The following is an 18,601-nucleotide window of genomic DNA, read 5'->3' as shown; positions in this document are numbered from 1 at the left end:
CTCGATGGTCGAATCGCTCGGCATGGGCTTGCCGCATAACGCGGCGATTCCCGCGGTCGATGCGCGCCGTCAGGTGCTCGCGCATCTCGCGGGCCGGCGCATCGTCGACATGGTTCGCGAGGATCTGACGATGGACAAGATCCTGACGCGGCAGGCCTTTGAAAACGCGATTCGCACGAATGCGGCGATCGGTGGGTCGACCAATGCGGTCGTTCATCTGATCGCGCTGGCAAAGCGGATTGGCGTGGAGTTATCGCTTGAAGATTGGGAACTGGGTTCAAACGTGCCGTGTCTCGTGAACCTGCAACCGTCGGGCGAATATCTGATGGAGGACTTTTACTACGCGGGTGGTTTGCCGGCCGTGTTGAAGCAACTCGGCGAACAAGGGCTCTTGCATAAAGAAGCGCTGACCGTGAACGGCAAGACGATCTGGGACAACGTGCGCAACGCACCGAATCACGATGAGAAAGTCATCACGACGTTCGCCGAGCCGTTCAAGCCGAAGGCCGGCATCGCGGTGCTCAAGGGCAACCTGGCGCCGAATGGCGCAGTGATCAAGCCGTCGGCGGCCACTGCGGCGTTGCTCAAGCATCGCGGTCGAGCGGTAGTGTTCGAGAACGTCGAAGAACTACACGCCAAAGTCGATGACGATTCGCTCGATATCGACGAGCACTGCATCATGGTGCTAAAAGGCGCGGGGCCGAAGGGTTATCCCGGTTTTGCGGAAGTCGGCAATATGCCGCTGCCAAAGAAGGTGCTTGAAAAAGGCATCACCGACATGGTCCGCATCTCGGACGGCCGCATGAGCGGGACGGCGTACGGCGCGGTCGTGTTGCACGTGTCACCGGAAGCGGCTGCGGGCGGGCCGCTCGCGTTCGTGCAGACCGGCGACATGATCGAACTCGATGTCGAAGCGCGCCGCCTGCATCTCGACGTCACCGACGAGGAACTCGCGCGCCGGCGCGCCGCATGGCAGGCGCCCGAGGCGCCCAAACGCGGCTACTACAAGCTCTACGTCGACCATGTGCTGCAAGCGGATCAGGGCGCGGATCTCGACTTCCTCGTCGGATCGAGCGGCGCGCCTGTGCCGCGCGACTCACACTAATGCCCATTGACAAGGGAACAGTCCAATGAGGGCGAACGATGCACTTCCTCCCGGCGGAATCTGGCCCGTTCTGTACGCGTATTTCGACCCGCACAATCTGCTCGATCGAAACGCTATGCGCGCGCAGGTCGATGCCACGATTCGCGCAGGCGCGCCGGGCATTGTGATCCTCGGGCTCGCGACCGAAGTGCATCGCATGTCGCTCGAAGAGAAGCATCATGTAATCGACTGGGCCAGCACTGACATCGACGCGCGCGTGCCGCTCGCCGTCACGATCACGGGCGACACCGTTGACGCCCAGGCCGCGCTTGCCGATTACGCCGTGACGCGTGGTGCGTCATGGCTGATCCTGCAGCCGCCTTCCGCGCGTAATCAGCCCGAATCGTTCTATTTCGATTTTTTCGCTGACGTGATGGAGCGCGTGCATGCTCCGGTTGGCATACAAAACGCGCCCGAGTATCTCGGCGTTGGACTGTCCGCAGAGTCGATCGTTGAACTCGCGCGTCAACGCGACAATTTTCGATGGCTCAAAGGCGAAGGACCCGCGATTGTGGTCCGTCAGACCATCGACCAGTTACGCGCGCTCGGAACACCTCTGCCCGTATTCAACGGACGCGGCGGTCAGGAGATCATCGACAATCTGCGCGCAGGTTGCGCCGGCCTGATCGTTGCACCGGATACCTTCGACAGGCAGGTCGCTATTCAGCGAGCTTTTGTTGCTGGAGACGAGGCGCGTGCTGAGGCGCTGTATGCAGAAGTACTGCCGTCCATTGTGTTTGTGATGCAGTCGCTAGACTCATTGACCTGCTACGGTAAACGGATCGCGGCGTGGAGAATGGGATTTGATGTGCACCACGATCGCGGCATCGCGCCAACGGCATTCGGACTCGAATGCGCGCGGCGCTTTGCACAGCGACTGGGGGCCTACGCCTGAACCGCGATTAGAGGACGAGACATTCACATTGTCGCGGCTGGTTGGCGCGGGCCGATATCCTCGACGGCCGATCCCGACGCGGGCATGACGGCTGCGCGGCCGATGCAGTCGGCGTCGATCAATTCGTCGAGCGCCGACTCGCAAGCCCGAACGTGACAAAGCCGGTCTTCCGCAAGGAAGGACCGGCTTTGTGGACTTCCCGCCGACGCCGCGTCGTGCGCGTCGTGCGGCGTCGTCACGCGCGGATTAATAGCGCTGCTGCGGACGATGGTCGTCGTGGTGATGCGGATCGTAGTCGTGCGGATGATGGCGCATCCAGTCGTCATGGGCCCAATAGCGGTGGCCGTCATAGTAACGATCTCCGTGCCAGCCGATATTGATCGACACGCCCACCGGCATCATGTGCGGCTGACCGTAGACCGCCGGTCCGTTTTCCACGACCACGCGTTCTTGGGCAAATGCGCTGCCAGCTGCGAGCAGCGCGCCGCCAGCCAGCAAGGTTGCAATGATCGAACGCGATGTCTTGTTCAAGGTTTTCATAGTGACCTCCCATCAAAGTTTTGTATCAAGCCAGCGTCCGTGCTCGAGATCGACCTAAACCTGCAATTTCAGGCTCGAACCAGACGCCGTACGCTTGAGACCAACTTTAGCGGCGCAAACCGCATGAAGACGTGAGCACTTGTAAGCGCACATTTCATAGAAAGGGACGGATGGCCAAAGCGCTTTTTGCCTGTCGCGCCCTGTCTACAAAGCCATGCGCCGTGACCGGGCCACGCCGGCTCTACGGCCATCTTTCAGGCTCCGTTACATTCATTTCGGCCCGGAAATATTCGGAGACAAGCCCTGAGCGGCGGAAAAGCGTCCGAAAAAAACAAAAAGCCACGGTACGCGTTTCGCGAACTGTGGCTTCAATGGTGATGCGATGCGCATCAGACATGCGCGCCCGTACGCGGTTGCTCCGCGCTTGGGCCGGTACGACTTTGCTTTTAGTCGCTCAGCTTGACGCCGAACAACGTAGCTTGTGCTCTGCGAACGCGTTCTGCTTCGCGGCTACGCGCTTCGTACGAGTAGTCCGCATCCAGCGGCAGATGGGGCGACGCAAAGAGGTCGCTGACCTTTTGGAACAATGCAAAAATGAAGCTCATAGCGACTCCCGGTTAGTTACTGCATTTGCTAGGGTTTTCCCTTAAGAAGAAGTATAGGGTTTTCCCTAGGCAAAAGCTAGTGCAATGCAGCAATTTTTCGGTGTGGTGCGTTGTCGCAGGGTATTTTTCATATGTTGCGTTGCATCATGACAACGTCCCTGTTTTTTCAATTCAGGGGCAAAGGGCTGGTCTACTGCAACGTGGTCGATACCGGCTTCCTGCTGCGCATTGGCTTCGGGCTCGCCGCGGCCTTGCGCGGGTTGACTACTGCGGCGTCGACCGCGCCCGCCGCCGTGCTGTCCGAGCGCATCAGCGTCGCGCTATTCACCGACACGATCAGCCCCGGCAGCGTCCGTGCCGGATTGTCCTGCGGCTTGACGGCGGCGCCCGTCGCTGAAAACTCGACATTCAGCGCCCAGTGGCCCTCGTGGATGCCCTGATCGCGCAGAAGTGCGCCCAACAGTTCCTCGATGGAATATTTGTGTTCGCTAGTCGGCATGGTGGCTCCCGTCAGAAGATGCGCTGGCGTATCCGGTCCGGCTTCGCAACAGCATTGAAAGTGTAGAACGTGGGGTTTGCGTTGCGGCGTGGCGGAAACGCGCGGCGCCTTACGGCGTCTATCCGGTGAAATGGCGAGCTTGGCGGTCGGCGAGTACCGCGCGAACGTTGGTAAGCGGGGAGCGGGGAGCGGGGAGCGGCGACCGGCGAGTGCCGAGTGGATCACCGCGGCCGGCTCATCGCCGGCCACGGCGCTCACTGACTGTCAATGCGGGGTAACGGCTTTCGGCTTATGCGCATGCTGCGCTCGCGCGGCGCGCCTCGCATGCGCCGGCGCAGCGGCGGCTTGTTGAGGCGCGGCGGGCGCTGCCGCAGCCGCGGCCGCGGCCGCGTCGGAAGCGGCATTGGCGGCGGCTGCGTTCGCCATCGCCATGTGCGTGTCGAGCAAACTGGCCATCGCCGCCTGCTGGTTCTGCATCATCTGTTCGATGCGATGCTGCTGGGCCGTCGTCTCGCGCGTGAGGCGCATCAGCAGCAACGTTTGCGTAATGCCGATCGCGACCGTCACCAGCAACGCGCCCACTACGATCGACAGCATCCATTTCATGCGGCGCGAATGATCGGTCGCGGCGCGGCGCTGATCGGCGATCACGCCGTAGAGCGCGTCGACGGTGTCGGCGAAGGCGGTTGCCCGCGCGCGATCGAGTTCCGGCGCGGCCCGCAGCGCCGCCGCGGCCGCCTCGGCGCGGCGGGCTTCGCGCCACGGCGTGGCGAACGCGGCGTTAGCCTGTGCGGACGCCGATGAATTCGTCGACGCATCCAAGCCAACCTTCGAACCTTCAGTAGCAGCGTCCGACTGTGCGGACGCGGGTTCGCTCGTCGTTGTGTTCGCCACGCCGGCCGCGACTGCAGCCGGTTCTTGCGAAGCCGAAGCCGCCTTGGCAAAAGTCGCCGCAAAGCGTTGCGGCGCCTTGCCGCCGCCTGAAGCCGGCACCGTCGCAGTGTCAGTTGCTGCGCCCGGCTCGGACGTCTGGCGCAGCGCGGTCACGCTGCGCGCCACGGTGGCTGCCGCCATCGAGGGCGACAGCGGCGCCGATGCGTCACGCGCCGGTGCCGCCGATTTCTCTTCAGCGGCAGTGGCCGAGTCCGCCGCTTTCGCGTCACCCGAACCCACGTCGCCGGCCGCCGAACCCGTCGCCACCAACGGCTCGATTTCGAGCCCGCTCAATAGCGCGTTGACCGGCTCCGGCTGATCATCGGACTTCGCAGCACGAGGCGTGCGGCGCGCAGCCCGCGCGTCCACCGGCACGTTGTCGCCGGCATCGATCGCGCCGACCGCGGCCAACACCACATCGGGTAATTCGAAACCGTGCAGCGTGCCTTGCCGGATGTCGATATTCATCGCTTCCAGCGTGGCGCGGGTGGGATCGTCGGGGAACAGATCGAGCGTGCTGTCGTCGCGGGACGCCTCGCTCAGTTGCGCGAGGCGTTGTGCCGAGCGCGCGGCGCGCGCCAGCTTGTTTTCAGTTTCGGTCGAGACGGTGGCCTGGCGCCGCTTCTTCGAAGCGGCGCGCTGAGGCCGGGACTGCGTGGATGCTACGGAATCTGCCATAGAGAAAAAAGCGGTCGTCGCCGGAATGCGGGCGCCGAGCACCGCTCGTCAATGCCGTTGGAATTTTTCGAGACCGCATTGTCGCATGGCCGCCCGCGCCCACCGAAGCCATTCGGCGAGGATTTTCCGTTTTTAGGAAGTCGTGTCGTCCTGCCGGAACTGCTTGACGCCGTGCAGTTGACGCAAGCGGCCGCAGATCGCCTCATATTCCGTATTCGACACGCGATGCAAGGTGATCACCACTTCATCGCACTCGGGCGCGTCCTCGCTTTGCTGCATCACGAACTGCTTGACGCGCGGACTCGCGGCGCCGAGTTCGTCGTGCAGCGAGTGGAACGTCATGGCGCCGCGCTCGACGATCATCGTCAGCTGGCGCCGTTGCTTGACCGTGATGAAGCGGCGCTCGAGCGGCTTGATGCCCGCGAGAATAATCAGAATGATGATGGTCGCCGCGATCGACGCCGTGTACAGCCCGCCGCCGACCGCAAGACCGATCGCGGCGACCGACCAGAGGCTCGCCGCCGTCGTCAGTCCGCGCACGATTTCGCCACGCAGCAGGATCGAGCCCGCGCCGAGGAAGCCGATGCCCGACACCACCTGCGCAGCCATCCGCGAAGGGTCGAGCACGATGTGGTCGCCGGTCAGCACTTCGGCGAAACCGTAGGCCGAGACGATCATGATGAGCGCCGAACCGACGCACACCAGCATGTGCGTACGCAGGCCCGCGGCCCACGAAAGCCGCTCCCGCTCGAAGCCAATGACGCTGCCGAGCGCCGCGGCCACTACCAGACGGGCGATGAGTTCGAGATTCCCCAGCATTGTTTTGCCTCCTTATCGGAAATTATTTGGAGTATTTTCCGCACCGGCGCCGCAGTGCCAGTGGGACCCGTTTGCTTTATGCTAAGCCGCACGCGCCACGCGGACCGCGCGCCCAATCGCTGTCTCGATTTTGCGGTTGCCGATTTGCAAAGCAGGTAGCATCCACGCTCACCGGCAGGTTTGCCGGCAACGGCGCCGCACTGACACTCAGGCTACGGACCCACTCCGCGGCCGCTTCGCTTCGACATACCCTGTTTGACCCATTTGACTATGCAGAGCATGAACCCACCCGCCGCTTCCACCGTCGCACTCGTTGCCAGTCTGCGCGATCACTTCACTGGCGTGGTGCTGCCGATCTGGCGCGGCCCGGGTTTCAACGCTGCACTGAAGCTGCCCTACGAAGCGGTCAGCGCCGAGGATCATCAGGCGCTGCCTGCCGAGCGCTACCGGGCCATGGCCTGCGCGCGGCAATTGTTCGTGTTCTCGCAAGCGGGCGACGCGGCCCATGCGCAGGTGCTGTTCGATTCGCTGATGCATACCTTTCAGGACACGCGCAACGGTGGATGGTTCTATAGCGTGGATGCGCAAGGCGCACCGCTCGACACCACCAAGGACCTGTACACGCACGCGTTCGTGGTGTTTGCGTGCGCGGAGTACGCCCGGCGCTCGGGAAAACGCGACGCGCTGGAAGTCGTGCATCGCACGTCGGCGCTGATCCAGTCGAACTTCGCCGCTGAAGACGATCTGTTCAACGCCGCGCTGACCTCGGATTTCGCGGGCGTGACGGGCACGCCGATCCAGAATCCCTTGATGCACCTCACCGAAGCCTGGCTGGCCGCTCGCGAAGCCACGCACGACAACGCTTTCGACGCCGCGCTGCGACGTCTAGCCGGTGCGCTCGCGCGGCGCTTCGTGCATGCGCCCACGGGCTGCATCGCCGAACTGCCGATCGGCGCGGACGATAACCGTCTGGAACCCGGGCACCAGTTCGAATGGTTCTGGCTGGTCAAGCAGGCGGGCGCGGTGTTCGAAGGCTCGGGTCTCGTCGAAGCCATGCCGCGTGCGTTCAGCTTCGCGCAGCAACATGGAGTGGACCGGGAAACCGGCGGCGTGTACGCCTCGCTCGACGAAACCGGCCGGGTCAAGGACGCGACCCAGCGGATCTGGGCCCAAACCGAATATCTGCGCGCGCTGGCGAGCCACGGGGAACCAGCGGCGCGCGCCGCGCTGCCGCGGCAAATCGAACTGTTCCAGCAGCGCTTTCTGCGTCCGCACGGCTGGTTCGAATGCAAGACGCCGGCGGGTGAAGTGGCGCGCGCCGACATGCCGTCGACCACGCCTTATCACCTCGCGACCGCCTACGACGCGTTGCCGACCTGAACGCGGCCGACAAAAACCACGCGACGTGCGAACGCCTCAACTTCGCTAGCCATCCTGGCCATGGCCAAGAAACTCGCCGAACCTTGGTATCGACCGCCGCCGGCTGACGAAGTCTGTCCACTCTGCGGCCGACCGATCCCGGCGAGCCAACGCGACTTGCATCATTGGGTGCCGAAAACGAAAGGCGGCAAGGAAGTCGCCGCGTTGCACCGCATTTGCCATCGCCAGCTCCACGCGCTGTTCTCGGAAACCGAACTGGCGCAGCGCTATTCAACGGTCGAGGCGCTGCTCAACGACGAGGCGGTACGCACCTTCGTTCGCTGGATCCGCACCAAGCCGAATGATTTTTACGAGCGCACGCGCCGCAGCGGGCGCAAAGGCTAAGGCCGAAGAACGGCCAGGGGCCTGACCGATCGCAAAGCCGGCTGAACGCCGGCCGCGATCTCACGACGGGGCGCGGAAACACAAACCGACCGCCCGGTCGATCAATACTCTTCGCGCTGCCAAGGGCTCCAGCCGCTGTCGGCAGATTTAAAACGCATATAAGTTGCGCTGTTGCCGGTGGGGGTGTCCGATGTGTCGCCGTGCGGCTTCTGATCGGTTGTGTGAAGGGCGAAAGCCTGGCGGTCTTCGGTATCAACGGTGATACGGCCGACCGGGTCCGGGGCGCCCTCTTGAGGTGATTTAGACTCCAATATCGCCAGATAGGGGGTCAAACGACTCCAGAACGAGGTAAGTTCTTCTTGCAAATAATGTGTCAATGTTTTTCCTGGAAGAGTAATACAAGCAGTTTACCCTACCCGCGGGAACAGCCTTCCAATTGCTTGCCAGGCCTCAAAAAGGTCGAAGCCGGGGAATACCCGAATACTGGTTGATTGGCGTCCGTCATAAAGACGTGATACAACTCCTACTTCGCGCTCGATCTCGTGTTGAGAAATAGCGGTCGCGAATGCAACACACAACATTTACTGGATTAAAAATGGCAACAGGTACTGTGAAGTGGTTTAACGATGCAAAGGGCTTTGGCTTCATCACGCCGGACGACGGCGGCGAAGACCTGTTCGCGCACTTTTCGGAAGTTCAAGGCAGCGGCTTCAAGTCCCTGCAGGAAAACCAGAAGGTGACGTTTGAAGTTAAGCAAGGCCCGAAGGGCAAGCAAGCTGCGAACATCCAGCCGGCCTAAGTACCGTCAGGTACGTTGAGGCACCCTTAGGCGCTTGCGTCTAATGCAAAATGGCCCGCTTCGGCGGGCCATTTTCTTTGTCTGACGTTTTCTTTTTGAGCGCTTGCGCGGTTTAAATTGCGCGCATACCGGACAACGAAAAATCTGCCGATGGCCCGCGTGCTTCGTCGATTTGTTGCGTGCGCAACACAGATTCAGAAATTTCGAACACGGACACGGCCTGCTTCAATTGCTGCGTCTGCTGATGCAGCGAAGCCGCCGCCGCCGCAGCTTCTTCGACGAGCGCCGCGTTCTGCTGCGTCATCTCATCCATTTGCACCACCGCCTGATTGACCTGCTCGATGCCCGTGCTCTGCTCGAGCGACGATGCGCTGATCTCCGCCATCATCTGCGTGACGCGCGAGATCGAGGCGGACACGTTGCTCATCGCCTCGCCCGCATGCTCGACCAAAGTCGAACCACCCTGAATCTCGGCGACCGATTCGCTGATCAGCGTTTTGATTTCCTTCGCCGATTGCGCGCTGCGCTGCGCGAGGCCGCGCACCTCGCCCGCCACCACCGCGAAGCCACGCCCCTGCTCGCCCGCGCGCGCCGCTTCCACAGCCGCGTTCAGCGCAAGGATGTTAGTCTGGAACGCAATGCCGTCGATCACCGAAATGATCTCGGCAATCTTGTCCGAGCTCTGCGCAATGCCGCGCATCTTGTCGACCACTTCGTTGACCACTTCGCTGCCGCGCGAGGTCGCTTCGAGCGCGGTCTCGGCGAGCGCATTGGCCTCACGGGCGTGCTCGGCGTTCTGACGGACGGTAGCCGTCAGCTCCTCCATGCTCGACGCGGTTTCTTCGAGCGACGCCGCCTGGTTTTCAGTGCGCGCCGACAGATCGGCGTTGCCGGTCGCGATTTCGTCGGCGCCCAAGTGGATCGAATCGGCGGATTCGCGCACGGTCTGCACGGTGCGCGCCACGCTCGCCTGCATTTTCGCGAGACCCGAGAACAGGCGGCCGATTTCATTGGTGCCGCGCCCGGCGATCGGCTGATCGAGGCGGCCTTGCGCGATACGGTCGAAGTGACGGCCCGCTTCTTCCAGCGGGGCCACCACGCCACGGCGCAGCGCCGCGTACACGGCGAACGTGCCGGCCACCAGCACCAGCAGGATCACGATGCTGACGGCGCGGAAAGTCGCCATACGCGTATCGATCGAATCGAGCGACGCACGGCTCGCGGCGTTGCCGAATTGCACGAAGTTATGCGACTCGCCGAGGTAGGCGTCCTGGAACGACTGCGTCGGCTGATCGAGGAAAGCCTGGATGTTGTTCGAATCGAGAAACTGCACCAGTTCCGCGAGCGCGTCGTGCAGCTTCTTGTAGCGCTCGGCGAGCGCGGCGGCGCGGGCGCCGTTTTCGTCGCCGGTCTTCGGCGCGCTCATGAACGCCGCGAACGACTGGTCGGCGGCCGTCAACTGTTCGCGGGCGTGCTGCACGATATCGGTCGGCTCGGAGCCGCCGCGCACCATGCGCGTCCCGGCGCGCGAGAGGTTGATGCGCGCGTCCATCAAATGCTGGGTCGTTTCGTTGACCGCGTCCACCTGCTTCAAGGCGATGTTCGACAGATCGCCCACGTCGTCATGAGTACGCGTGAGCGACCAGAACCCCAAACCCACCGTGACAAGCTGGAAAACGCAGAACGCGGCCAGAACACACAACAGGCCGGATGCGACCTTGATCTTGCTGAACATCGTGAATACCTGAAGACAAAGAATGACGGGAGCTACGTCAGGGTTAACGGCATAAGCGCGCCGTGCTTGAGCCCAATTCCATCAAAGATCGTCTTACGCCCCCTTTTCATCGGCCAACTTCACTATTGCAATCAATTCGCGCAACAATGCACGGCGCAAATTACCGATTCACCTTGACGCGGTGCGTGCGCGCTTCCTAGAGTGGGTAGGGACTGCACGACGCAGGCCAGTGCAGATTGCCACCGCGGGCGACGCCCGAAGGAATCACAATGACCGACCTCCTCGACCGGGCGCGCGGCGCACTGCATGCCCAGCCGTTCAGCATGCTGTTGGGCGCAGAGTTGATGCAGACAAGCACCAGCGAACTCACGCTGAGTCTGCCGATCCGCGACGAACTGCGGCAGCAGCACGGCTTCGTGCATGGCGGCGTCATCAGCTATCTCGCCGACAACGCGCTGACCTTCGCGGGCGCGCTTCTGCTCGGGCCGAAGGTCGTGACCGGGGAATACAAGATCAACTACCTGCGGCCGGCCATCAACGGCACGCTGATCGCGCGCGCGAAGGTCGTCTACGCGGGCCAGCATCAGGCGACCTGCCAATGCAACGTGTATGTGATGGAAGGCAACCGCGAAAAGCTGATTGCCGTCGCACAAGGCACGGTCAACCGGATCAGCGAGAACGGCGAGCACGAACACTCGGGCTGACGCGGCTTCACCCGCGTGGCTGAAGCACATCGCGCCGTCATCACCGCGCTTGTTCACGTTTCGTCATTTAGCTAATATACGAAACGTTATCGATCTTTGACTCCGTTCGGCGCGCCGCCTCATGACAGACGAACTCACCCGCATCAACGCGCTCGCCAACGCCAGCCGGCTCGCCGTCATGCGCTGGCTGAAAGAGCCGACGCGGCATTTCCCGTATCAGGACCATGCGGATATCGAAACAGTCGGCGTGTGCTGCACGTTCATCACCGACAAGCTCGGCATAGCGCCCGCCACCACCACGCGTCACATGCGCATCCTCGCCGATGCCGGACTCGTGCGCGCGCAGCGGATCGGCAAATTCACGTACTACAAGCGCATCGACGCCGAGTTGCAGAAGCTCGGCCGCGACCTCGCCAATCTTTAGGCGCGTGGTCTTCAAGGGACCGCGCCGTCAATTTTTCAATCATCAAGGGAGCCACATGGACGAACTCGCAATTCTCGCGGACGCCGACCGGCGCGCGCACGCTTACCTTGCCGGCATCGGCAAGCGCCGGGTGTTTCCGGATGCGGCCGCGCTCGCGCAACTCGCCGCCTTCGACGAAGCCTTCCCGCAACGTGGCCACGCGCCCGCCGACGTGCTGCGTCTGCTCGACGAAAGCGGAACGCCCGGCACGGTAGCGTCGAACGATCCGCGCTATTACGGCTTTGTGATCGGCGCGGTGTTGCCGGCCGCCGCGGGGGCCGAGCGTCTGATGGGCGCGTGGGACCAGTGCGCGTCGACCTTCGACAACTCGCCGGTCGCGGCCACGCTGGAGAAAATCGCGGCGCGCTGGGTGCTCGACGCGCTCGATCTGCCGCGCGAAGCGGCGATCGGCTTCGGCACCAGCGCGACGGCGTGCACGCTCGTTTGCGTCGCGGCGGCACGACGCGCGCTGCTCGCGCGCAAGGGTTGGGATTTCGACAACGACGGTTTGGACGGCGCGCCGCCGGTGCGCGTCGTGATCTCCGAGATGGCCCACATCACCGTGAAGAAGGCGTTGCGCGTGCTCGGCTTCGGCATGAAGCGCGTGATCAGCGCGCCCGTGGATGAGCATGGCCGCATCGACCCCGCGCAATTGCCGCCGCTCGACGACATGACGATCTTCTGCGTACAAGCCGGCGAAGTGAATACCGGCGAATTCGATCCGTTCGCGGAGTTGATTCCCCGCGCCAAGGCGGCCGGCGCATGGACTCATGTGGATGGGGCGTTCGGTCTGTGGGCGCGGGCGTCGTCGAAACGGGCGCTGACCGATGGCATCGACGGCGCCGACAGTTGGACCACCGACGGCCACAAGTGGCTCAACACGCCCTACGACGGCGCCATGGCGATCTGCCGCGACGCGCAGGCGCTTTCATCGGCGATGAACAGCGACGCGGTCTATCTGACAGGCGCGCATGACGCGCAGAAGAACGTGAATCTCGAGTTCTCGCGCCGCGCGCGCGGCATTCCGATCTGGGCGGCGCTGCGTTCGCTCGGGCGCAGCGGCGTGCAGGAGATGGTCGACCGGCATTGCGCGCAGGCTGCGCGAATCGCTGAAGGTCTGCGCGCCGCCGGGTTCGAGGTGCTGAATCGCGTCGTGTTGAACCAGGTGCTGGTGCGCGCGAAGACCGACGCGCAGACGGTGGCGATTCGCGAAGCGGCGCAGGCGTCGGGCGAAACGTGGTTCGGCCAGACTGTCTGGCAAGGCCGGCCGGCGTTTCGCATCAGCGTGTCGTCGTGGCGCACCGAGGACACGCACGTCGATCAGTTGGTGGCGCTGCTCGCGCGATTGCTTGCGGAACAACGCGCCTGAGCGGCGCCGCCGAAGACACGCAAGTTGATCGTTTAGCGGCGCCGCTCACGCGACTGCTCATGGAACGGCGCAACTGAGCGGTAACGACGCCAACTAAAAAGGCGGTTCCTGCTTGTCGATGCAGAAACCGCCTTTCTTCATGCAGTCAAGCTTGCGAGCGCGAATTACTCCGCCGCGTACGTCTTCTGCGTTTGCTCGCCCAGACCTTCGATACCCAGACGTATCGTCTGGCCCGGCTTCAGGAACACCGGATTCGGCTTCACGCCCATGCCGACGCCCGGCGGCGTGCCGGTCGAAATCACGTCGCCCGGTTGTAGGCTCATGCACTGCGACACGTACGAGACCAGTTTCGCGACGCCGAACACCATCGTCTTCGTGCTGCCGTTCTGATAGCGGTGGCCGTCCACTTCGAGCCACAGGCTCAGGTTCTGCGGATCCGCGACTTCGTCGCGCGTGACCATCCACGGGCCGATCGGGCCGAACGTGTCGAAGCCCTTGCCCTTGTCCCAGGTGCCGCCGCGTTCGATCTGCCATTCGCGTTCCGACACGTCGTTGATCACGCAATATCCGGCGACGTAATCGAGTGCGTTGGCTTCGTCGATATATTTCGCCGGCTTGCCGATCACCACGCCGAGTTCGACTTCCCAATCGGTTTTCTTCGAGCCGCGCGGAATCTCGACGTCGTCGTTCGGGCCGCTGATCGCGCTCGTCCACTTGTTGAAGATGACCGGCTCGGAGGGCACCGGCAGATTCGATTCGGCCGCGTGATCCGCGTAATTCAAGCCGATGCAGATGAACTTGCCGATCTTGCCGACGCACGGACCCATGCGCGGATTGCCTTCGACCAGCGGCAGCGAGGCCGGATCGAGCGCGCGCAGTTTGGCGAGACCTTCGTCGGTCAGCGCGGCGCCGTCGATATCGGCGACCACTTTCGACAGATCACGAAGCTTGCCTTGCGCGTCGAGCAGGCCCGGCTTTTCCTGGCCTTTCGGCCCATAACGAAGCAGTTTCATCCTTGCACTTCCTTTCAGTGGTGTTCGGTTCGTGGTTCAGCTTGAGTCGGCGTGGGTCGGCGTGCGTCAGTTCGACCAGCCGCCGTCGATCACATGCGCATGGCCCGTGGTAAACGACGATTCGTCGGACCCGAGATACAGCGCCAACGCGGCGATCTCTTCCGGCTTGCCGATGCGGCCCATCGGCTGACGCGCCACAAAGGCGGCCTGCACGGCGTCCAGCGTCGCGCCTTGCGCCTGAGCCTGCGCGACGATCCGTTGTTCGAGCGACGGCGAAGCCACCGTGCCCGGGCAGATCGCGTTACAGCGTACACCACGCGTGATGAAGTCCGCAGCAACGGACTTGGTCAGCCCGATCACCGCGGCCTTCGAGGCGCTATACGCGAAGCGGTTCGGCACGCCCTTCACGCTCGATGCCGCCGACGACATATTGATGATCGAGCCGCCGCCGTGCTCCAGCATGGCGGGCAGGAACGCGCGGATCATGCGGTACATCGCCTTCGCGTTCAGGTCGAACGCAAAGTCCCAATCCTCTTCGCTGCATTCGAGAATATTGCCCGCGTGCACGAAGCCCGCGCAGTTGAATAGCACGTCGATCGCGCCGAGTTCGGCGGCCAGCGCCTTGATCGCCGCGTCGTCGCGCACGTCGAGCTTGCGCGCGTCGACCGGCTTGCCGGCGAGTCCGTCGATACGGATATCCGTGGCGATCACACGCGCGCCTTCGCGTGCGAAGAGTTCGGCGGTGGCGAGTCCGATGCCTTGTCCTGCCGCTGTGATCAGGGCCGTCTTGCCGGCCAGTCTTTGTGTCATCTACGACTCCAGTTGAATGGGCTTTGCATTTGCTTCTGCTTCAGGTCTCTGCCAGAAATCACAGTCGATAAAACGCGGCGGCATTGCCGCCGAAAACCGCTTCGCGCTCGCCCTCGCTCAACGACGTGAGCAAGGTGTTCGCCACCGAATGCCAAAGCAGATAGTCGCCGTTCAGATCGAGCACCGGCCAGTCGCTGCCCCACATCAAGCGCGCCGGACCGAATGACTTCAGCAGATGATCGACGTACGGGTGCAGCGTTTCCTCGCTCCAGCCGGGGGATGCCTCGGTGACGAGGCCCGACAGCTTGCAATGCACGTGCGGCAGTTGCGCGAGCCGCGTGATCGCATCGGCCCAGCTTGGATAGCCCGCGCGTCCATAGCGGATGGGCGGCTTCGCCCCATGATCGACGACGATGCGCAGCGCCGGAAAGCGCGTCGCGAAGGTCTCGAAAGGCTCGACATGGCGCGCGTAAATCAGCGCGTCGAACGCGAGGTCGTGCGCGATCAGCGCTTCGATCGCCGGCGCGAGATCGGGGTTCGCGATCCATGTGTCGTCCGGCAAATCCTGCAGCATCGGCCGCACGCCCTTGAACTTCGGCTCATGCGCCAACGCTTCGATCACCTCCGGCGCCGTGGGCAGCAACAGCGGCACCCAGCCGACCACGCCCGCAATCGACGGCTCATGGCGCGCTATGTCCAGCAAATAACGCGTTTCGTCGATGGTCGGTGCCGCCTGCACCACCACCGTCCGTTCGATGCCCGCGCGTTCGCGCAACGGCTTGAGATCCTCCGGGCCGAACGTCCGGTACAGGATTTTCAGTTCCGGCGTGAGCCACTCGTAATCGCCACGAGCGGGATCCCAGTAGTGCTGGTGGGCATCGATATGCATCGTCAACTCAATCCTCTGGCGCGGGGGCGCGGCTGTCGAGCAAGCCTTCGTCGCGCAACGCGGACCACAAGGCCGCGGGGATCGGCTTCTCGAACGACGCGGCGTTCTCGCGTAATTCGTCGGCACTGCGCGCGCCGGTCAACACGGTGGCGACCGCCGGATGCGCATACGGAAACTGCAAGGCGGCGGCCGCGAGCGGCACGCCGTGCGTACGGCAGACCGCTTCCAGCCGCGCGACGCGCTCGATCACTTCGGGCGGCGCTTTGCCGTAATTGAATTTCAGATCGCCTTCAACGCCGCGCGCCAGAATGCCCGAGTTGAACGCGCCGCCTAACAGGATGCTGACGCCGCGTTTTTCACAGGCCGGCAACAGGTCGTCGAGCGTGGTCTGTTCGAGGAGCGTATAACGGCCCGCGAGCAACGCGCAATCGATATCGAACTCGGCCATCGCATCGAGTATGACCGCGCCTTCGTTGACACCGAGTCCGACTGCCTTGATCGCGCCAGACGAGCGCAATGTGTCCAGCGCGCGAAAACCGCCGCCTTCGGTTAGCTGCCGCCAGTGATGGGGATGGTTGTCGCCGTGCGTGACACGGCCAATATCGTGCACCAGCAGAATGTCGATTTCGACGATGCCCAGGCGCTGCTGGCTGTCCTCGAACGAACGCAGAATGCCGTCGTGCGTGTAGTCGTAAATCGCTTCGAAAGGAAGCGGGTTTTGCCAGCCTTCCTTGTCGTCGAAAGGCGTGGTGCGCGGCACGAAACGGCGGCCCACTTTGGTGGACAGAAGATAGTCGCCGCGCGGATAGCGCCGGAGCGCGTCGCCCAGACGATGCTCGGCCTTCGTGTTGCCGTAATGCGGCGCGGTGTCGAAATAGCGCACGCCTGCGTTCCACGCGGCGGCAATGGTGGCGTGTGCTTCTTCATCAGTCAGATCGCGGTAGAGGCCGCCGAGCGGCGCCGTTCCGAGTCCCAATCCGGTCACCTGCAAAGGCCCGCGGCCGATGCGGCGCCGTTGCCCGATCTTCGATCCGATCGTTGCGGTCATTGAGCGCGTCTCCAGTGTCGATCGGAGTTGGCGCTTTCGCTGTCGACCAGAGTCGGCGGTTCAACGCCTACTCTGGTCCCATGCAAAGCACTTAGTCCGATCCCATTCGTGTTTTACCATGCATGGGCGAGGTTTGCCCACGGTGTATACAGACGGCTTGCTGCCAGGCCCGCGGACCTGCCGCTCAGTGCGGCTCGATCGCAACGACCCGATGCTGCGCTGCGGCGCTCGACGGCAAGCAAGCCGGCCCAACCGGTTCGAACGTCTTGTACGTCAGGATGAACTCCTGATGACCGAGCGTCTCCGACTTCGAAGCCGCGCCGCGCGACACCGCCACCGTTTGCTCGAACACTTCGCGGCCCACCTCGTCGAGCGTGCCGCGGCCTTCGAGAATGCGGCCTGCATCGACATCCATGTCGCCGGCGAGATTGCGATACGTCGCGGGATTCGCGCACACCTTGATCACCGGCGAGATCGCCGAGCCGACCACCGAGCCGCGTCCGGTCGTGAACAGAATCACATGCGCGCCGCAGGCGATCAGTTCGCCGATCTCCGCGTTGTCGCTGATGTTGGGAAAGCCGAAGCGCGGCTCGCCGTCCGGCACCACGTCGAGCAGATACAGGCCGCCGGTCGGTGGAATGTCGCCGGGTTTGATGATGCCGATAATCGGCGACGCCCCGCTCTTCGCATACGCGCCCAGCGATTTTTCTTCCTGCGTGGTGAGTCCGCCATCCGCGTTGCCGACCGCAAAACTGCCGTGGCCGAGAATCGAGTAATAACGCGCCGCCTTCGCGACGCAGGCCACGATCTCATCGCCGAGCGCCGGGCGCGCCGCGCGCGTCTTCATATGGAATTCGCAGCCGACCAGCTCGCCGGTTTCTTCGAAGATGCACGTCGCGCCCGCGTCGATCAGATGATCGAACGCGCGGCCCACCGCCGGGTTCGCGGTGATGCCGCTGGTGCCGTCCGAGCCGCCGCAGATCGTGCCGATCACCAATTCGCTCAGCGCCATGGGCACTTTCTGTTGGGCAGCGAGTTGCTCGCGCGCACCGCGAATCCAGTCGACGCCGTATTGAATCGTGCTGCGCGTGCCGCCCTTTTCCTGAATCGTCAGCACTTCGACGGGACGGCCGCTCGCGCGCACCACGTCCACCAAGTAGTGCTTGTTCATGCTCTCGCAACCGAGTGATACGAACAGCACCGCGCCCACGTTGGGATGCGTGGTGAGCCGCTCGAGCATTTTCTCGGCGTAGCCGTTCGGATAGCAGCCGGGGAAGCCGATCAGATGCACGGGCGGTTCGCGTTCGGCGGAAGGATCGTCGAACGCGTCGAGCGGTTCGCGAAACTGCGTGACGATCTCGCGCGCGACGTGATGCGCGCACTCGACCAGATACGCCACCGCAACCACATTGCGGATGCCCTTGCGGCCGTCGCGGCGCAGATAGCCTTGCAACGCGGGCTGCTGCGATTCGGCAGATGGAGATGCTACGGAAATGTCAGTCATGATCGTTCCAGCGCGGCGCGAGGCCACGTCATTGTGCCCACATCAGTGATGGACGAATTCGTGGCCCGCGTCGTGTGTGTACGTCGGCAGGTAATCGCTTTCGAGATTGTGCGTATGCAGATGCGCACCGCGCGCCACGGCTTCTGTCACGTGACCGATCACTGCGCCGTAGCGCAGCACCTTGTCGTCTTTCGCAAGTTCATGGCGCGCCACCTTGTGGCCGAGTTCGATGGTCTTGGTGAGCGTCACGCGCTCGCCTTCGATCTCGACTTGCGTGCCGCAGTCCAGACGCGCCGCCGCGATCAGGCAGTTGTCGGCGGGGCTGAGCAGGATCAGGCGTGAGTCCGTTTGCAATGGGCGGCTGGTCAAATGAGTTCTCCGAGGTGCGTG

At 63.3% G+C, this 18,601-nt stretch carries 21 protein-coding genes; 8 read left to right on the top strand and 13 right to left on the bottom strand.

Features of this window, described 5'->3' with window-relative positions:
• Both P0D73_RS10690 and P0D73_RS10685 read left to right on the top strand, forming a co-directional pair.
• Positions 1-1,105: dihydroxy-acid dehydratase (locus P0D73_RS10690; RefSeq protein WP_408431294.1), on the top strand; the 1,105-nt coding region annotated here is incomplete at its 5' end.
• Positions 1,106-1,130: 25 nt separating this feature from the next.
• Complete coding sequence (locus P0D73_RS10685; protein WP_408431292.1) at positions 1,131-2,039, top strand: dihydrodipicolinate synthase family protein; 909 nt, start codon at positions 1,131-1,133, stop codon at positions 2,037-2,039.
• Positions 2,040-2,285: 246 nt separating this feature from the next.
• Here P0D73_RS10685 and P0D73_RS10680 read toward each other — a convergent pair whose 3' ends face one another.
• From P0D73_RS10680 to P0D73_RS10660, 5 genes are all read right to left on the bottom strand, one after another.
• Positions 2,286-2,579 carry a hypothetical protein gene (locus P0D73_RS10680; protein ID WP_132383558.1) on the bottom strand — a complete coding sequence of 98 codons (294 nt, stop codon included), beginning with the start codon at positions 2,577-2,579 and terminating at the stop codon, positions 2,286-2,288.
• A gap of 446 nt (positions 2,580-3,025) precedes the next feature.
• Positions 3,026-3,184, bottom strand: coding sequence for a hypothetical protein (locus P0D73_RS10675; protein ID WP_165924046.1), 159 nt, complete (start codon positions 3,182-3,184; stop codon positions 3,026-3,028).
• Positions 3,185-3,374: 190 nt separating this feature from the next.
• The gene (locus P0D73_RS10670; RefSeq protein ID WP_408313690.1) at positions 3,375-3,683 is read right to left on the bottom strand and encodes a hypothetical protein; all 309 of its coding nucleotides are present in this window, start codon (positions 3,681-3,683) and stop codon (positions 3,375-3,377) included.
• A gap of 264 nt (positions 3,684-3,947) precedes the next feature.
• Positions 3,948-5,294 (bottom strand): hypothetical protein, encoded by a 1,347-nt coding sequence (locus P0D73_RS10665; RefSeq protein ID WP_408431290.1) that lies wholly within the window; start codon positions 5,292-5,294, stop codon positions 3,948-3,950.
• A gap of 132 nt (positions 5,295-5,426) precedes the next feature.
• Entirely contained in the window at positions 5,427-6,113 is a 687-nt protein-coding gene (locus tag P0D73_RS10660) for an MgtC/SapB family protein (protein WP_132383552.1), read from the bottom strand.
• Positions 6,114-6,383: 270 nt separating this feature from the next.
• On the opposite strand from P0D73_RS10660, the gene P0D73_RS10655 reads away from it, so the two are divergent.
• Positions 6,384-7,493: an AGE family epimerase/isomerase gene (locus P0D73_RS10655; RefSeq protein WP_408431315.1), complete on the top strand. Its 1,110-nt coding sequence runs from the start codon at positions 6,384-6,386 to the stop codon at positions 7,491-7,493.
• A gap of 168 nt (positions 7,494-7,661) precedes the next feature.
• Complete coding sequence (locus P0D73_RS10650) at positions 7,662-7,877, top strand: hypothetical protein (RefSeq protein WP_408284899.1); 216 nt, start codon at positions 7,662-7,664, stop codon at positions 7,875-7,877.
• A 101-nt stretch (positions 7,878-7,978) separates the two neighbouring features.
• Here P0D73_RS10650 and P0D73_RS10645 read toward each other — a convergent pair whose 3' ends face one another.
• Complete coding sequence (locus P0D73_RS10645; protein WP_132383548.1) at positions 7,979-8,254, bottom strand: hypothetical protein; 276 nt, start codon at positions 8,252-8,254, stop codon at positions 7,979-7,981.
• A 218-nt stretch (positions 8,255-8,472) separates the two neighbouring features.
• Here P0D73_RS10645 and P0D73_RS10640 point away from each other — a divergent pair, with 218 nt between their 5' ends.
• On the top strand, positions 8,473-8,676 hold the full coding sequence (locus P0D73_RS10640; protein ID WP_007178724.1) for a cold-shock protein: 204 nt from the start codon (positions 8,473-8,475) through the stop codon (positions 8,674-8,676).
• A 112-nt stretch (positions 8,677-8,788) separates the two neighbouring features.
• Here P0D73_RS10640 and P0D73_RS10635 read toward each other — a convergent pair whose 3' ends face one another.
• A complete protein-coding gene (locus P0D73_RS10635) occupies positions 8,789-10,411 on the bottom strand; it encodes a methyl-accepting chemotaxis protein (protein WP_408284894.1) in 1,623 nt (540 codons plus the stop codon).
• Positions 10,412-10,680: 269 nt separating this feature from the next.
• On the opposite strand from P0D73_RS10635, the gene P0D73_RS10630 reads away from it, so the two are divergent.
• The 3 genes from P0D73_RS10630 (at position 10,681) to P0D73_RS10620 (ending at position 12,947) form a co-directional block, all read left to right on the top strand.
• Entirely contained in the window at positions 10,681-11,115 is a 435-nt protein-coding gene (locus P0D73_RS10630) for a PaaI family thioesterase (protein ID WP_132383544.1), read from the top strand.
• Positions 11,116-11,236: 121 nt separating this feature from the next.
• The gene (locus P0D73_RS10625; protein WP_106281679.1) at positions 11,237-11,539 is read left to right on the top strand and encodes an ArsR/SmtB family transcription factor; all 303 of its coding nucleotides are present in this window, start codon (positions 11,237-11,239) and stop codon (positions 11,537-11,539) included.
• 55 nt (positions 11,540-11,594) lie between these two features.
• Entirely contained in the window at positions 11,595-12,947 is a 1,353-nt protein-coding gene (locus P0D73_RS10620; RefSeq protein WP_408177658.1) for a pyridoxal phosphate-dependent decarboxylase family protein, read from the top strand.
• 164 nt (positions 12,948-13,111) lie between these two features.
• Here P0D73_RS10620 and P0D73_RS10615 read toward each other — a convergent pair whose 3' ends face one another.
• The 6 genes from P0D73_RS10615 to P0D73_RS10590 form a co-directional block, all read right to left on the bottom strand.
• Positions 13,112-13,960, bottom strand: coding sequence for an ureidoglycolate lyase (locus P0D73_RS10615; protein ID WP_132383540.1), 849 nt, complete (start codon positions 13,958-13,960; stop codon positions 13,112-13,114).
• Between the two features lie 66 nt (positions 13,961-14,026).
• On the bottom strand, positions 14,027-14,770 hold the full coding sequence (locus tag P0D73_RS10610; RefSeq protein ID WP_132383538.1) for an SDR family oxidoreductase: 744 nt from the start codon (positions 14,768-14,770) through the stop codon (positions 14,027-14,029).
• Between the two features lie 58 nt (positions 14,771-14,828).
• Positions 14,829-15,659 (bottom strand): amidohydrolase family protein, encoded by an 831-nt coding sequence (locus P0D73_RS10605; protein ID WP_408177657.1) that lies wholly within the window; start codon positions 15,657-15,659, stop codon positions 14,829-14,831.
• A 7-nt stretch (positions 15,660-15,666) separates the two neighbouring features.
• Positions 15,667-16,707, bottom strand: a complete 1,041-nt coding sequence (locus tag P0D73_RS10600; protein ID WP_408431287.1) for an aldo/keto reductase — start codon at positions 16,705-16,707, stop codon at positions 15,667-15,669.
• Positions 16,708-16,891: 184 nt separating this feature from the next.
• Positions 16,892-18,211 carry a UxaA family hydrolase gene (locus P0D73_RS10595; protein WP_408431285.1) on the bottom strand — a complete coding sequence of 440 codons (1,320 nt, stop codon included), beginning with the start codon at positions 18,209-18,211 and terminating at the stop codon, positions 16,892-16,894.
• Positions 18,212-18,253: 42 nt separating this feature from the next.
• A complete protein-coding gene (locus P0D73_RS10590) occupies positions 18,254-18,580 on the bottom strand; it encodes a UxaA family hydrolase (RefSeq protein ID WP_408284882.1) in 327 nt (108 codons plus the stop codon).
• Positions 18,581-18,601 lie beyond the last annotated feature (21 nt).

Origin of the sequence: Paraburkholderia sp. RL18-101-BIB-B (genome assembly GCF_046026985.1) — a bacterium.
In the GTDB taxonomy this organism is placed as follows: domain Bacteria; phylum Pseudomonadota; class Gammaproteobacteria; order Burkholderiales; family Burkholderiaceae; genus Paraburkholderia.
Note: the sequence above shows the minus strand (reverse complement) of the source record. Positions and strands in the feature narration are given on the sequence as shown.

Bases quoted from the DNA above. Each gene is read 5' to 3' on its own strand.
- P0D73_RS10685 (WP_408431292.1), top strand. From the start codon at position 1,131: ATGAGGGCGAACGATGCACTTCCTCCCGGCGGAATCTGGCCCGTTCTG.
- P0D73_RS10680 (WP_132383558.1), bottom strand. From the start codon at position 2,579: ATGAAAACCTTGAACAAGACATCGCGTTCGATCATTGCAACCTTGCTG.
- P0D73_RS10675 (WP_165924046.1), bottom strand. From the start codon at position 3,184: ATGAGCTTCATTTTTGCATTGTTCCAAAAGGTCAGCGACCTCTTTGCG.
- P0D73_RS10670 (WP_408313690.1), bottom strand. From the start codon at position 3,683: ATGCCGACTAGCGAACACAAATATTCCATCGAGGAACTGTTGGGCGCA.
- P0D73_RS10665 (WP_408431290.1), bottom strand. From the start codon at position 5,294: ATGGCAGATTCCGTAGCATCCACGCAGTCCCGGCCTCAGCGCGCCGCT.
- P0D73_RS10660 (WP_132383552.1), bottom strand. From the start codon at position 6,113: ATGCTGGGGAATCTCGAACTCATCGCCCGTCTGGTAGTGGCCGCGGCG.
- P0D73_RS10655 (WP_408431315.1), top strand. From the start codon at position 6,384: ATGCAGAGCATGAACCCACCCGCCGCTTCCACCGTCGCACTCGTTGCC.
- P0D73_RS10640 (WP_007178724.1), top strand. From the start codon at position 8,473: ATGGCAACAGGTACTGTGAAGTGGTTTAACGATGCAAAGGGCTTTGGC.
- P0D73_RS10635 (WP_408284894.1), bottom strand. From the start codon at position 10,411: ATGTTCAGCAAGATCAAGGTCGCATCCGGCCTGTTGTGTGTTCTGGCC.
- P0D73_RS10630 (WP_132383544.1), top strand. From the start codon at position 10,681: ATGACCGACCTCCTCGACCGGGCGCGCGGCGCACTGCATGCCCAGCCG.
- P0D73_RS10625 (WP_106281679.1), top strand. From the start codon at position 11,237: ATGACAGACGAACTCACCCGCATCAACGCGCTCGCCAACGCCAGCCGG.
- P0D73_RS10620 (WP_408177658.1), top strand. From the start codon at position 11,595: ATGGACGAACTCGCAATTCTCGCGGACGCCGACCGGCGCGCGCACGCT.
- P0D73_RS10615 (WP_132383540.1), bottom strand. From the start codon at position 13,960: ATGAAACTGCTTCGTTATGGGCCGAAAGGCCAGGAAAAGCCGGGCCTG.
- P0D73_RS10610 (WP_132383538.1), bottom strand. From the start codon at position 14,770: ATGACACAAAGACTGGCCGGCAAGACGGCCCTGATCACAGCGGCAGGA.
- P0D73_RS10605 (WP_408177657.1), bottom strand. From the start codon at position 15,659: ATGCATATCGATGCCCACCAGCACTACTGGGATCCCGCTCGTGGCGAT.
- P0D73_RS10600 (WP_408431287.1), bottom strand. From the start codon at position 16,707: ATGACCGCAACGATCGGATCGAAGATCGGGCAACGGCGCCGCATCGGC.
- P0D73_RS10595 (WP_408431285.1), bottom strand. From the start codon at position 18,211: ATGACTGACATTTCCGTAGCATCTCCATCTGCCGAATCGCAGCAGCCC.